Annotated in this window: 13 protein-coding genes; all 13 read left to right on the forward strand. The window is 72.2% G+C overall.

What is annotated here, in order from left to right:
* The first annotated feature begins 3 nt into the window (after positions 1 to 3).
* Complete coding sequence (gene lysA, locus IRX98_RS11655; protein WP_224276904.1) at positions 4 to 1,431, forward strand: diaminopimelate decarboxylase; 1,428 nt, start codon at positions 4 to 6, stop codon at positions 1,429 to 1,431.
* Positions 1,428 to 2,720, forward strand: a complete 1,293-nt coding sequence (locus IRX98_RS11660) for a homoserine dehydrogenase (RefSeq protein WP_224276907.1) — start codon at positions 1,428 to 1,430, stop codon at positions 2,718 to 2,720. The genes lysA and IRX98_RS11660 overlap by 4 nt, the downstream gene beginning before the upstream one ends.
* Positions 2,717 to 3,784: a threonine synthase gene (thrC, locus tag IRX98_RS11665; protein ID WP_224276909.1), complete on the forward strand. Its 1,068-nt coding sequence runs from the start codon at positions 2,717 to 2,719 to the stop codon at positions 3,782 to 3,784. The genes IRX98_RS11660 and thrC overlap by 4 nt, the downstream gene beginning before the upstream one ends.
* A 2-nt stretch (positions 3,785 to 3,786) precedes the next feature.
* The gene (gene thrB / locus IRX98_RS11670) at positions 3,787 to 4,686 is read left to right on the forward strand and encodes a homoserine kinase (RefSeq protein ID WP_224276911.1); all 900 of its coding nucleotides are present in this window, start codon (positions 3,787 to 3,789) and stop codon (positions 4,684 to 4,686) included.
* 124 nt (positions 4,687 to 4,810) lie between these two features.
* Entirely contained in the window at positions 4,811 to 6,715 is a 1,905-nt protein-coding gene (rho, locus tag IRX98_RS11675; protein ID WP_224276913.1) for a transcription termination factor Rho, read from the forward strand.
* 127 nt (positions 6,716 to 6,842) lie between these two features.
* Positions 6,843 to 7,067 carry a 50S ribosomal protein L31 gene (rpmE, locus tag IRX98_RS11680; protein ID WP_224276915.1) on the forward strand — a complete coding sequence of 75 codons (225 nt, stop codon included), beginning with the start codon at positions 6,843 to 6,845 and terminating at the stop codon, positions 7,065 to 7,067.
* 88 nt (positions 7,068 to 7,155) lie between these two features.
* Positions 7,156 to 8,229, forward strand: a complete 1,074-nt coding sequence (gene prfA / locus IRX98_RS11685; protein ID WP_224276917.1) for a peptide chain release factor 1 — start codon at positions 7,156 to 7,158, stop codon at positions 8,227 to 8,229.
* A complete protein-coding gene (gene prmC, locus IRX98_RS11690) occupies positions 8,230 to 9,105 on the forward strand; it encodes a peptide chain release factor N(5)-glutamine methyltransferase (RefSeq protein WP_224276919.1) in 876 nt (291 codons plus the stop codon).
* Positions 9,102 to 9,767 carry an L-threonylcarbamoyladenylate synthase gene (locus IRX98_RS11695; protein ID WP_224276921.1) on the forward strand — a complete coding sequence of 222 codons (666 nt, stop codon included), beginning with the start codon at positions 9,102 to 9,104 and terminating at the stop codon, positions 9,765 to 9,767. The genes prmC and IRX98_RS11695 overlap by 4 nt, the downstream gene beginning before the upstream one ends.
* An 8-nt stretch (positions 9,768 to 9,775) precedes the next feature.
* Positions 9,776 to 11,017: an MraY family glycosyltransferase gene (locus IRX98_RS11700; RefSeq protein WP_224276923.1), complete on the forward strand. Its 1,242-nt coding sequence runs from the start codon at positions 9,776 to 9,778 to the stop codon at positions 11,015 to 11,017.
* 72 nt (positions 11,018 to 11,089) lie between these two features.
* The gene (locus tag IRX98_RS11705; RefSeq protein ID WP_224276924.1) at positions 11,090 to 11,557 is read left to right on the forward strand and encodes a hypothetical protein; all 468 of its coding nucleotides are present in this window, start codon (positions 11,090 to 11,092) and stop codon (positions 11,555 to 11,557) included.
* A 29-nt stretch (positions 11,558 to 11,586) separates the two neighbouring features.
* The gene (locus IRX98_RS11710; RefSeq protein ID WP_224276926.1) at positions 11,587 to 11,823 is read left to right on the forward strand and encodes an AtpZ/AtpI family protein; all 237 of its coding nucleotides are present in this window, start codon (positions 11,587 to 11,589) and stop codon (positions 11,821 to 11,823) included.
* Positions 11,824 to 11,825: 2 nt separating this feature from the next.
* On the forward strand, positions 11,826 to 12,626 hold the full coding sequence (atpB, locus tag IRX98_RS11715; RefSeq protein WP_224277234.1) for a F0F1 ATP synthase subunit A: 801 nt from the start codon (positions 11,826 to 11,828) through the stop codon (positions 12,624 to 12,626).
* Positions 12,627 to 12,645: the final 19 nt, after the last annotated feature.

A 12,645-nucleotide genomic window follows, 5' to 3' on the forward strand; every position in this document is an offset into this window, starting at 1 on the left:
GTCGTGCCGACCGCCCACCCGTCCGGCTGGGCGCACGCCGACGGCGCCCTGCGCGGCCCCCACTGGCTGCGTGAGCCCGAGGACCCCAACGCGCTGGTCACCCACCTCTGGTCGCGCACGGCCGCCAAGTCCGACGGCGTCCTGGCCGTCGGGGGAGTGCCGCTGCCCGAGCTGGTCCGCGAGCACGGCTCGCCGGCGTACGTCCTGGACGAGGACGACTTCCGCGCCCGGGCCCGCGCCTTCCGCGACGCCTTCGCCGGCTACGACGTGTTCTACGCCGGCAAGGCGTTCCTCTGCACCACCGTCGCGCGGTGGCTGGCCGAGGACGGGCTGAGCCTCGACGTCTGCTCGGGCGGGGAGCTGACCGTCGCCGAGCGGGCCGGCTTCCCGATGGAGCGCGTCGGCTTCCACGGCAACAACAAGACCGTCGCCGAGCTCGAGCGCGCCGTCGCGCTCGGGGTGGGCCGGGTCATCGTCGACTCCTTCGACGAGATCGAGCGGTTGGCCGACGTGGCCTCGAGGCTCGCTGGCGCTCGCACCTCGACCAGCGGGGGCGTCGGGGTCATGGTGCGCGTGACCGCCGGCGTCGAGGCCCACACCCACGAGTACATCGCCACCGCGCACGAGGACCAGAAGTTCGGCTTCTCCATCGCCAGCGGTGACGCTCTGGAGGCAGTGCGACGCGTGCACGCCGCTCCCGGCCTGCGGCTGCTGGGCCTGCACTCCCACATCGGCAGCCAGATCTTCGACACCTCCGGCTTCGAGGTCGCGGCCCGCCGCGTCCTGGCCCTGCACGCCCGGGTCCGCGACGAGGTCGGGGTGGAGATGCCCGAGATGGACCTCGGCGGCGGCTTCGGCATCGCCTACACCACCCAGGACGACCCCGCCGAGCCTGACGTGCTTGCCTCCGGCATGTCCGCGATCGTCGCCCACGAGTGCCGCGCGCTGGGCATCACCGAGCCGCGGCTCTCGATCGAGCCCGGCCGTGCCATCGTCGGACCGTCGATGTGCACCGTCTACGAGGTCGGCACCGTGAAGGACGTCGCCCTCGACGGAGGGGCACGCCGCTCCTACGTCTCGGTCGACGGTGGGATGAGCGACAACATCCGCACCGCCCTCTACGACGCCGACTACTCCGCCACCCTCGCCTCCCGCGCCTCGCAGTCGCCGGCGTCGCTGACCCGCGTGGTGGGCAAGCACTGCGAGGCCGGTGACATCGTGGTCAAGGACGAGTTCCTGCCCGGCGACGTACGCCCCGGCGACCTCGTCGCGGTGCCCGGGACGGGCGCCTACTGCAGATCCATGGCCTCCAACTACAACCACGCACTGCGTCCTCCGGTGATCGGAGTTCGGGACGGGAAGACTTTCACCGTGCTGCGACGAGAGACTGAGGCCGACCTGTTGGCGACCGATGTGGGTGTTTCTTCATGAGCGAGCGAACTCTCAGGGTGGCCGTGCTCGGCTGCGGAGCCGTCGGCTCGCAGGTGGTGCGGCTGCTGACCGAGCAGCACGACGACCTGGCCGCCCGGGTGGGCGCGCCGGTCGAGCTGGTCGGCGTCGCCGTACGCCGCCTCGACGCGCCCCGCGAGGTGGAGGTCCCCGAGGGCCTGCTGACCACCGACGCGACCGCGCTCGTCGCGCGTGAGGACGTCGACCTCGTCGTCGAGGTCATCGGCGGCATCGAGCCCGCGCGCTCGCTGATCCTCTCGGCGCTGGAGAACGGTGCCAGCGTCGTCACCGCCAACAAGGCGCTGCTGGCCGAGGACGGGCCGACGCTCTTCGAGGCCGCGGCCAAGGCCGAGCGCGACCTCTACTACGAGGCGGCCGTCGCCGGCGCGATCCCGATCCTGCGACCGCTGCGTGAGTCGCTGGCCGGGGACAAGGTGACCCGCGTGCTGGGCATCGTCAACGGCACCACCAACTTCATCCTCGACAAGATGGACACCTCCGGCGCCGGCTTCTCCGAGGCGCTCGAGGAGGCCCAGCAGCTCGGCTACGCCGAGGCCGACCCGACCGCCGACGTCGAGGGCTTCGACGCCGCCGCCAAGGCCGCGATCCTGGCCAGCCTGGCCTTCCACTCCCGGGTCACCGCCTCCGACGTCTACCGCGAGGGCATCTCCGAGGTCACCGCCGCCGACGTCGCCAGTGCCCGTGACATGGGCTCGGTCGTCAAGCTGCTCGCGATCTGCGAGCTGCGCGGCGACCAGGTCGCCGCCCGTGTGCACCCCGCGATGATCCCGCGCTCGCACCCCCTCGCCAGCGTGCGCGAGGCCTACAACGCGGTCTTCGTCGAGTCCGAGGCCGCCGGCCAGCTCATGTTCTACGGCCCCGGCGCTGGTGGCGCGCCCACTGCGAGCGCCGTCCTCGGCGACCTGGTGACGGTCGCGCGCAACCGCCTCGCCGAGACCCGCGGCGCGGGGGAGTCGGCGTACGCCGACCGCGCGGTGCAGCCGATGGGCGAGACCCGCACCCGCTACCACGTCGCGATCGACGTCGATGACCGTGCGGGCGTGCTCGCGGCGGTCGCCAACGCCTTCGCCGACCACGACGTGTCGATCCAGACGGTGCGACAGGAGGGGCGCGGCGCCGACGCCCAGCTCGTGGTCGTCTCCCACGCCGCCCCGGACGCCGCGCTGAGCGCCACCGTGCAGCAGCTGCGCTCGATGGACATCGTCCGCGAGGTCACCTCGGTGATGCGCGTCGAGGGTGGCGACGAATGAGGCCCCAGTGGCGTGGCCTCATCGAGGAGTACCGCGACCTCATCGACCTGCTGCCCGAGGGCCTCGAGGCCGTCACCCTGCGTGAGGGCGGCACGCCCCTCGTGCACTCGGAGTGGCTCTCCTCGCTGACCGGGGCGCAGGTGTGGCTCAAGGTCGAGGGTGACAACCCCACCGGCTCCTTCAAGGACCGCGGCATGACCACGGCGATCTCGGTCGCCAAGCACGAGGGGGCGCAGGCGGTGGTCTGCGCCTCGACCGGCAACACGTCGGCGTCGATGGCGGCGTACGCCGCGAAGGCCGGCCTCAAGCCGCTGGTGCTCGTGCCCGAGGGCAAGATCGCGGCCGGCAAGATGGCCCAGGCGGTCGTCCACGGCGCGCAGATCATCATGGTGCGCGGCAACTTCGACCACTGCCTGCAGATGGCCAAGGGCCTGGCGTGGGACTACCCCGTCGCTCTGGTCAACTCGGTCAACCCGGTGCGCCTCCAGGGCCAGAAGACCGCGGCCTTCGAGATCTGCGACTTCCTCGGCGACGCCCCCGACTACCACCTCCTCCCGGTGGGCAACGCCGGCAACATCTCGGCCTACTGGATGGGCTACGAGCAGTACGCCGACCTCGGCCGCGCCAGCAAGCGCCCCGTGATGCGGGGCTTCCAGGCCGAGGGCGCCTCGCCGCTGGTGACCGGTGAGCCCTTCCCGGACCCGGAGACCAAGGCGACCGCGATCCGCATCGGCAACCCCGCCTCGTGGAAGCTCGCCGAGGCGGCGGCCCACGAGTCGGGTGGTCGGTTCGCCGCGGTCAGCGACGCCCAGATCCTCGCCGCGCAGGCACAGCTCGCGCGCCACGACGGCGTCTTCGTGGAGCCCGCCTCCGCGGCGGGCGTCGCGGGACTCCTCGCCGAGCTCGCGGCGGGGGAGACCTACGCCGGCACGACGGTCGCGATCACGGTGACCGGCCACGGCCTCAAGGACACCGCCACTGCGCTCGAGTCCTACGGCGACGTCGTCGACACGGTCGTCGACGCCGACGTGGCCGCCGCGGCAGCCGCCGCCGGGCTGGCCTGAGCGTGGCGACCTTCGTCGACGGGCCGGTGCGCGTCAGCGTCCCCGCGACCTCGGCCAACCTCGGGCCCGGCTTCGACTCCCTCGGCCTCGCGGTGTCGCTGCGTGACGAGCTCGAGGCCGAGGTCGTGGGCGAGGGGCTCGTCGTCGAGGTCGAGGGAACCGGCGCCGACGGCGTGCCCCGCGACGAGACGCACCTGGTGGTGCGCGCCATGCGGGCTGCCTTCGACCTGATGGGGGAGCAGCCGACGGGCCTGCGCCTGTCGTGCCACAACCGGATCCCGCACGCCCGCGGGCTCGGCTCGTCCTCGGCGGCGATCGTCGCGGGCGTGGTCCTGGCACGGGGGCTCGTCGCGGGCGGTCAGCTCCTCGCTTCCGACGAGGCGCTCCTCGACCTCGCCGCCGACCTCGAGGGCCACCCCGACAACGTGGCGCCCGCGTTCCTCGGCGGCTTCGTGATCTCCGGTCGCGAGGACGATCGCTGGTTCGCCGTGCGCGCCGGCGTCGACCCGAGGATCACCGCCGTGGCCTTCGTGCCGCCGACGGGCGTCGAGACCGCCGTGGCCCGTGGGCTGCTGCCCGCGACCGTCCCGCACGCGGACGCCGCGGCGAACTCCGGTCGCGCGGCCCTGCTGGTCGCCGCCCTCACGGGTCAGCCCGAGCACCTGCTCGCCGCGACCCGCGACTGGCTGCACCAGGACCAGCGGGAGCCGGCGATGCCGGAGTCGCTCGCGCTCGTGCGCCGCCTGCGCGCGGACGGCGTACCTGCCGTGGTCTCGGGTGCCGGCCCCACCGTGCTGGCCTTCGGCACGACCGACACCTCCTCGCTCCGCGCACGTTGCCCGGACGGCTGGGAGTGTCACGACCTGGTGATCGAGTCCCAGGGTGCTGCCCTGCTAACCTGACGGCGCGCCGTTCGGCGCACCAGCCCGTCCCGGTCGTCCGACCGCGCGACCGGGCGACCACCATCCGCCGCAGCTCGGCCGCTCGTCCGGTCACTGCCGGCGACGCAACGTGCGAAGGATCCACGTGACCGAGACTCCCTCTGCCGCCACCCCTGCCGACTCGCAGGACGCGGCGCCAGACGCCGCGACGAAGCCTGCCCGGAAGGCCTCGAAGTCCGGGGGCCTCGGCTCGATGCTGCTCGCCGACCTCAAGTCGATGGCCGGTGGCATGGGCATCGCCGGGGCCGGCTCGATGAAGAAGGCGCAGCTGGTCGAGGCCATCAAGGCGGCCCAGTCACCGAGCTCCCAGTCCCCGGCCTCGGCCGAGAAGCAGGCGCCGAAGCAGGCGCCGACGCAGGATCCGAAGCAGGCGCAGGCGTCGGCTGAGCCGGAGGCCGTCCGGTCTGACGCCCCGACCCGCACCGAGGAGCCGGCGCCGCAGACGACCGTGCGCACCCGCACCCGCAAGCAGCGCGCGGCGGAGCAGGCTGCCGAGGTCGCGGAGCAGAAGCAGCCGGAGCAGAAGCAGAAGCAGCAGGACAAGCAGCAGCAGGACAAGCAGGACCAGAAGAGCGACAAGCAGAACGACAAGCAGCAGGGACAGAAGCAGGGTGCCCAGAAGCAGGGCAACCAGCAGGGCCAGCGCAACCAGGACCGCCAGCAGGACCAGCGCCAGGAGCAGCGCGGCCAGGACCAGCGCCAGGACCGCCAGCAGGACCAGCGCGAGCAGCGGGCGCAGGAACAGCGGGCTCAGGACCGCAACCAGGACCGCCAGCAGGACCAGCGCCAGCAGGACCAGGACGACGACGACGACGGGGAGGGCGGCAGCCGTCGCAACCGTCGCCGCCGTGGCCGCGACCGTACGACCGTCCGCGCAGGCGGCGGCAACCGCAGCGAGCCCGACACCACGATCCTCGAGGACGACGTCCTGGTGCCGGCTGCCGGCATCCTCGACGTGCTCGACAACTGCGCCTTCGTGCGCACCTCGGGCTACCTGCCCGGGCCCGAGGACGTCTACCTCTCGTTGTCGATGGTGCGCAAGTACCACCTGCGTCGTGGCGACGCCGTGGTCGGCCAGGTCCGCCAGCCGCGCGAGGGGGAGCGTCGGGAGAAGTTCAACCCGATGGTCCGCATCGACAGCATCAACGGCACCGAGGCCGAGGGTGCCAAGGAGCGCCCGGAGTTCTCCGACGCCGTGCCGGTGCACCCGCACCAGCGGCTCCGCCTGGCCACGGACGACGCCAACCCGACCGGCAAGGTCATCGACATCGCCGCACCCGTCGGCAAGGGCCAGCGCGGCCTCATCCTCACCCCGCCGCGCACAGGTGCGACGTCCCTGCTGCAGTCCATCGCGCAGGCCGTGACCACCAACAACCCCGAGTGCCACGTGATGGTCGTGCTCGTCGACGCGCGGCCCGAGGAGGTCACCGACTTCCAGCGCGCCGTCAAGGGCGAGGTCGTCGCCTCGACCTTCGACCGGCAGCCCGCCGACCACACCCTGGTCGCCGAGCTGGCGATCGAGCGGGCCAAGCGGCTCGTCGAGCTCGGCCACGACGTCGTGGTCCTGCTGGACTCGCTCACCCGCCTCGGCCGTGCCTACAACCTGGCCGCCCCGGCCAACGGCCGCGTGCTCGCGGGCATCGTCGACGCGTCCGCGGTGCACCCCACCAAGGAGTTCTTCGGCGCTGCGCGCAAGATCGAGGACGCCGGTTCGCTGACCGTGCTGGCGACGGTCGCGGTGGGCACCGGTTCGGCCACGGACGAGTTCTTCCTCGAGGAGATCGCCGGCACCGAGAACTGGGAGCTGGCGCTCAGCGCCGAGCGTGCGGCCCGGGGCATCGTCCCGGCCGTCGACGTCGTCGCGTCCGGGACCCGGCACGAGGAGAAGCTCCTCGCACCCGCCGAGGGAGCCGTCGTCGGCGACATCCGCAAGCAGCTCGCGGCCGCCGACTCGTCACAGGCCGTCAGCAAGGTCATCGGCGCCCGCTGAGGCGCACACCCACGCGGGAATGTCTGGATTGGCGCGGGCGTTCGGACCGGTGGCACACTTGTGCGTCGGTTCCGGTTCACGTCACATGCGATCCACGCAGGCGACCCGGAACACCTGAGAGGACACCATGAAGAAGGACACCCACCCCGACTACGTCGAGACCGCCGTCACCTGCACCTGCGGCGCGTCGTTCACCACCCGCAGCACCGCGACCTCCGGCAAGCTCCACGCCGACGTCTGCTCGCAGTGCCACCCGTTCTACACCGGCAAGCAGAAGATCCTCGACACCGGCGGCCGCGTCGCCCGCTTCGAGGCCCGCTACGCCAAGAAGGCCCCGGCCGAGAAGCAGTAGTCCACGTCAGGCGCCGGTCGCCCGCTCCGTGCGGGTGGCCGGCGCCTTGTCGTCTGTCCAGCCGCCGGGGGAACCGAGAAGGAGTGCGATGTTCGAGGCCGTCGAGGGCATGCGCCAGGAGCACGCCGAGATCGAGCAGCGACTGGCCCTCCCGGAGACCCACGCCGACCAGCGGCTGGCCAAGGAGCTCAACCAGCGCTACGCCGAGCTGACCGCGGTCGTGACCACCTGGCAGGAGTGGCTCCAGCTCGGCGACGACGTCGAGGCCGCGCGGGAGCTCGGGACCGTCGACGCCGCCTTCGCCGCGGAGGCCGAGGAGCTGGCCGCGCGCCGCGAGGTCGCCTCGGAGCGGCTGCGCCGTCTGCTGGTGCCGCGCGACGCCGCCGACGGCAAGGACGCGCTGCTGGAGATCAAGTCCGGCGAGGGCGGCGAGGAGTCGGCGCTCTTCGCCGGCGACCTGCTGCGGATGTACTCCCGCTACGCCGAGACCCGCGGCTGGAGCGTCGAGGTGCTCGACGCCACCGAGTCCGACCTCGGCGGCTACAAGTCCGTCACCGCAGCGGTGAAGGCGCGGGGCACGGTCGAGCCCGGCCAGGCGCCGTACGCCCTGCTCAAGTTCGAGGGCGGCGTGCACCGGGTCCAGCGGGTGCCCGTCACGGAGTCGCAGGGTCGGGTGCACACCTCGGCCGCCGGCGTGCTCGTGTCGCCCGAGGCCGAGCCGGTAGACGTGACCATCGACGACAACGACCTGCGCATCGACGTCTACCGCTCCAGCGGCCCCGGCGGGCAGAGCGTCAACACCACCGACTCGGCCGTCCGCATCACCCACGTCCCGACCGGGATCGTGGCGAGCTGCCAGAACGAGAAGAGCCAGCTGCAGAACAAGGAGTCCGCGATGCGGATCCTGCGCTCGAGGCTGCTCCAGGCCGCCCAGGACGCCGCCGACGCGGAGGCCAGCGACGCGCGCCGCTCGCAGGTGCGCACGGTGGACCGCTCGGAGCGGATCCGCACCTACAACTTCCCGGAGAACCGGATCTCCGACCACCGCACGGGCTACAAGTCCTACAACCTCGACCAGGTGCTCGACGGCGACCTCCAGCCGGTGCTCGACTCGTGCGTCGAGACCGACATGGCGGCCCGCCTCGCGGCGCTGGAGGCCTAGATGGAGGGGAAGATGGAGCAGACGGTGCGCGCCGGCACGGCGCGGCGTACGGCCGCCGCGCAGCTCGCCGGGGCCGGCGTGGCCTCGCCCGAGCGCGACGCCGACCTGCTCCTGGCCCACGTCCTCGACGTCGGCCTGGGCTGGCTGCCCCTGGTCGACGACCTGACCGGCGCCCAGCAGGAGCAGTACGCCGCCCTGGTCGCGCGTCGTGCCGCCCGCGAGCCGCTGCAGCACCTGACCGGCACCGCGGCGTTCCGCCACGTCGAGCTGGCCGTGGGGCCGGGGGTCTTCGTGCCGCGTCCCGAGACCGAGCTCCTGGCCGGCTGGGCGATCGAGCAGGCGCAGCTGGTCGCCGGCGCGTCGAGACCACCTGTGGTCGTCGACCTCTGCACCGGCTCGGGAGCGATCGCGAAGGCCGTCGCCGACGAGGTCCCCGATGCCGTGGTCCACGCCGTCGAGCTCGACGAGGGCGCCCTGGCCTGGGCCGAGCGCAACCTCGCCGGCACCGGCGTCGACCTGCGCCACGGCGACCTCGCCACCGCCTTCGACGACCTCGCCGGCACCGTCGACGTGGTGGTCTGCAACCCGCCCTACATCCCGCTCGAGGCGTGGGAGTCCGTGGCCGCCGAGGCCCGCGACCACGACCCGCACCTCGCGCTCTTCTCCGGCGACGACGGGCTCGACGCGATGCGCGTGCTGGAGCAGCGAGCGGCGTTGCTCCTGCGACCCGGGGGAGTGGTCGGCGCTGAGCACGCCGACGTGCAGGGGGAGTCCGCCCCGGCCGTCTTCGCTGCCGCCGGACGCTGGCAGGACGTGGCCGACCACCGCGACCTCGCGGGTCGGGCACGCTACGTGACCGCGAGGCTGGCACGATGAGCGTCGTGGACAGGCTTGCGACCTCGACGGAGGAGGAGCGGGAGGCGGCGGTGACCGCCGCCGCCGGCGCCGTACGACGCGGAGAGCTGGTGGTGATCCCCACCGACACCGTCTACGGCATCGCTGCCGACGCGTTCTCGCACGACGCGGTGAAGGCGCTGCTCGAGGCCAAGGGCCGCGGGCGCGAGATGCCGCCACCGGTCCTGGTCTCCGCCGCGACCACGCTGGACGCGCTCGCCGAGGGCGTGCCCACCTGGGCCCGCACGCTCGTCGAGCAGTTCTGGCCCGGCCCGCTGACCCTCGTGTGCCGCCAGCAGGCCTCGCTCGTGTGGGACCTGGGGGAGACCCGCGGCACCGTCGCGGTCCGGATGCCCGACGACGAGGTGGCCCTGGCCGTCCTCGAGCGCACCGGCCCGCTCGCCGTCAGCTCGGCCAACATCACCGGCCGCCCGGCGGCCACCGACGCCGACGCCGCCGAGGAGATGCTCGGCGATGCCGTCGCGGTCATCGTCGACGGCGGCACGTCCCCGGGAGGCGAGGCCTCCACCATCATCGACGTCACCGTCCCCGAGGGCCGGGTCCTGCGGCTGGGCGCGCTCTCGCTCGAGGTGCTGAACGCCGCCATCGAGGAGCACGGCGTGGTGCTCGCCGACGAGGGCTGAGGGGCGCCTTGCGCGAATACCTCCTCGTCTTCCTGGTCGCCCTCGCGGTGACCTACCTCCTCACGGTCATCGCCCGTGAGATCGCGTTGCGCACGGGCGCCGTGGCCGCGGTGCGCGACCGCGACGTGCACGCCGAGCCGATCCCCTACCTCGGCGGCCTGGCGATGCTCGGGGGACTGGCCGCCGCCTACCTCGTGGCCCGCGAGCTGCCGTTCCTCGGCACCCGCAGCGAGGGCTTCGTCTTCAAGGACGCAGGTGTGGTGCTGCTGGCCGGTGCCCTGGTCTGCGCCGTCGGCGTCATCGACGACATCTTCGACCTCGACGCGCTGACCAAGCTCGGCGGCCAGGTGCTCGCGGCAGGCCTGCTGGTCGCGATGGGGGTGCGGTTCTACTACTTCCCCTCGCCCGACGGCACGCAGTTCGCCCTCGACGACGCCCAGAGTGCGCTGCTGACACTGGTCGTGGTCATCGGCACCATGAACGCGGTCAACTTCGTCGACGGGCTCGACGGCCTCGCCGCCGGGGTGGTCGGCATCGGCGCGTCCGCGTTCTTCCTCTACTGCTACACCCTGTCGGCCGAGAACAACCTCACCCTCGCCACCACCGGAGCCCTGCTGAGCGCGGCGCTGGCCGGCGCGTGCGCGGGGTTCCTGCCCCACAACTTCCACCCCGCGCGCCTCTTCATGGGCGACTCCGGATCGATGCTGATCGGGCTGGTGCTGTCCGCCAGCGCGCTCACGCTGACCGGCCAGTTCTTCGGCATGCCGACCTCGGAGGGCAACAGCCTCTTCGTGACCGTGCTCCCGGTGCTGCTGCCCATCTCGCTGCTGATGGTGCCGATCGTGGACCTCGTGCTCGCCGTCGTACGCCGCACGCGGGCGGGCCGCTCGCCGATGAGTGCGGACAAGCAGCACCTGCACCACCGCCTGCTGGAGATCGGCCACTCGCAGCGCCGTGCCGTGCTGATCATGTGGATGTGGGCCTTCACACTGGCCGCGGGTGCCGTGATCGTCAGCCTCAGGGACGACCCCTGGGTCTGGTGGAGCCTGGGGTCGATGCTGGCGCTCACCGTCACGATGACCTTCGTGCTCCCCAAGCTGCACCGGCCGCGCAAGACGGGGCTGGGGGACACCGGGCTCCCGGAGAACGCCGTGATCGAGGGCCGCGACCCCGCCGACGACGACCGGCTCGAGCCGGCGGACTCGTCGGGCCCGTACGGCCCGTCGGGAGAGGGCGTCCGCGGGCCCTGATGTCGGGGTCGGCAGGACTTTGTGATAGTTTTCACGAGCACTCAGACCGACCTCCACGGACAGGCCGCCGACATGACGACCGAGTCGAAGAACAGCACCCGCAGCGGGCTCTCCCCGCTGGCCGTGGCACTGGGTTCGGCCCTCGTCGCGGTCCTTGCCCTGGGCCTCCTCGCCGCCGTCCTCGACGGTCGTGCGGCCGTCGTCGGTGCGCTCGTCGGAGGCGGCGTGACGCTGGCGGTCTTCGCCCTCGGCACGGGCACGGTGAGCCTCGTGGCGCGCCTGGTGCCTGCAGCATCGCTGCTCGTCGCGCTGATGACCTACGTGCTCCAGCTCCTCGTCCTGGCCCTCGTCGTGGCCTCGATCGAGCGTGCCGACGTGAGCGCCGCGACGCTCTCGCGCGGCTGGTTCGCGGCCGGCGTGATCGCCGTGACGCTGCTCTGGATGGCCGGCCAGCTGGTCGCCGCCACCCGCCAGCGGATCCCCGTCTATGCCGACTCCGAGGCCGGCCGGCTGGTCGATCACCCCGGGGGTGAGCGATGACCGAATCCGCTGCTAGTGTGCGGGGCGCGATGGCTCGACAGCTTCCCCCGACGGCCTCACCCGACGACTCTCCCAAGGGCGACCCCTGGCACGCCTTCGGCTACGTCGTCTCGGGTGTGGGTGTCTACGGTCTTGCTGGCTGGGCGCTCGACCGGTGGCTCGGAACGACCTTCCTCGTGGCGATCGGCATCCTCATCGGTGCCGGCTTCGGGCTCTACATGACATACGCACGGTTCAACAAGGCAGATCGGCAGGAGAACGGGTGACCATGAAGACCGGCATCACGATGGCAGCGGAGGGTGAAGGCTACGTCGCTCCGGGCCCCGCGAGCTTCGACTTCTCCGAGGTCCCGCTGTTCGAGCTCGGCGGCCTCGCGGTGACCAAGCCCATGGTCCAGCTGGTCCTCGGCGCCGTCATCGTCTTCGCCTTCTTCTACGCCGCGTTCCGCCGTGCGTCGATCGTGCCGGGCCGCCTGCAGTTCGCCGGCGAGGCCGCCTACGGCATGGTCCGCAACTCGATCGGCCGCGACATCATCGGCAGCAAGGACTTCGCGAAGTTCGTGCCCTACCTGGTCGCGCTGTTCTTCTTCCTGCTGATCAACAACGCGTTCGCCTCGATCCCGGCGATCCAGTTCCCGACCTTCTCCCGCGCCTCGATGGCCTACGCGCTCGCCGGGCTGAGCTGGGTCATCTACAACGGCGTCGGCATCCACAAGCACGGCCTCATCGGCTACCTCAAGCTCCAGAGCGTCCCGTCCGGCGTCAGCCCGGTGATGTACCCGCTCCTGGTGCCGCTGGAGTTCTTCTCCAACATCCTCGTCCGCCCGGCCACGCTGGCGCTGCGACTCTTCGCCAACATGTTCGCCGGCCACCTGCTGCTGATCCTGTTCTCGACCGGCGGCCTGTTCCTCATCGAGTACGGCGGCATCGGCTACGTCGCGGGTCCGCTCGCGTGGGTCCTCGCCATCGCGATCTCGTTCCTCGAGCTCCTGGTGCAGTTCCTCCAGGCCTACGTGTTCACCCTGCTGAACGCCATGTACATCTCGGGCGCGCTCGCCGACGAGCACTGAGTCGCACCGGGGTGTCCAC

Source organism: Nocardioides lacusdianchii (assembly GCF_020102855.1).
In the GTDB taxonomy this organism is placed as follows: domain Bacteria; phylum Actinomycetota; class Actinomycetes; order Propionibacteriales; family Nocardioidaceae; genus Nocardioides; species Nocardioides lacusdianchii.

Bases quoted from the DNA above. Each gene is read 5' to 3' on its own strand.
- IRX98_RS11660 (WP_224276907.1), top strand. From the start codon at position 1,428: ATGAGCGAGCGAACTCTCAGGGTGGCCGTGCTCGGCTGCGGAGCCGTC.
- thrC (WP_224276909.1), top strand. From the start codon at position 2,717: ATGAGGCCCCAGTGGCGTGGCCTCATCGAGGAGTACCGCGACCTCATC.
- rpmE (WP_224276915.1), top strand. From the start codon at position 6,843: ATGAAGAAGGACACCCACCCCGACTACGTCGAGACCGCCGTCACCTGC.
- prfA (WP_224276917.1), top strand. From the start codon at position 7,156: ATGTTCGAGGCCGTCGAGGGCATGCGCCAGGAGCACGCCGAGATCGAG.
- prmC (WP_224276919.1), top strand. From the start codon at position 8,230: ATGGAGGGGAAGATGGAGCAGACGGTGCGCGCCGGCACGGCGCGGCGT.
- IRX98_RS11695 (WP_224276921.1), top strand. From the start codon at position 9,102: ATGAGCGTCGTGGACAGGCTTGCGACCTCGACGGAGGAGGAGCGGGAG.
- IRX98_RS11705 (WP_224276924.1), top strand. From the start codon at position 11,090: ATGACGACCGAGTCGAAGAACAGCACCCGCAGCGGGCTCTCCCCGCTG.
- IRX98_RS11710 (WP_224276926.1), top strand. From the start codon at position 11,587: ATGGCTCGACAGCTTCCCCCGACGGCCTCACCCGACGACTCTCCCAAG.
- atpB (WP_224277234.1), top strand. From the start codon at position 11,826: ATGAAGACCGGCATCACGATGGCAGCGGAGGGTGAAGGCTACGTCGCT.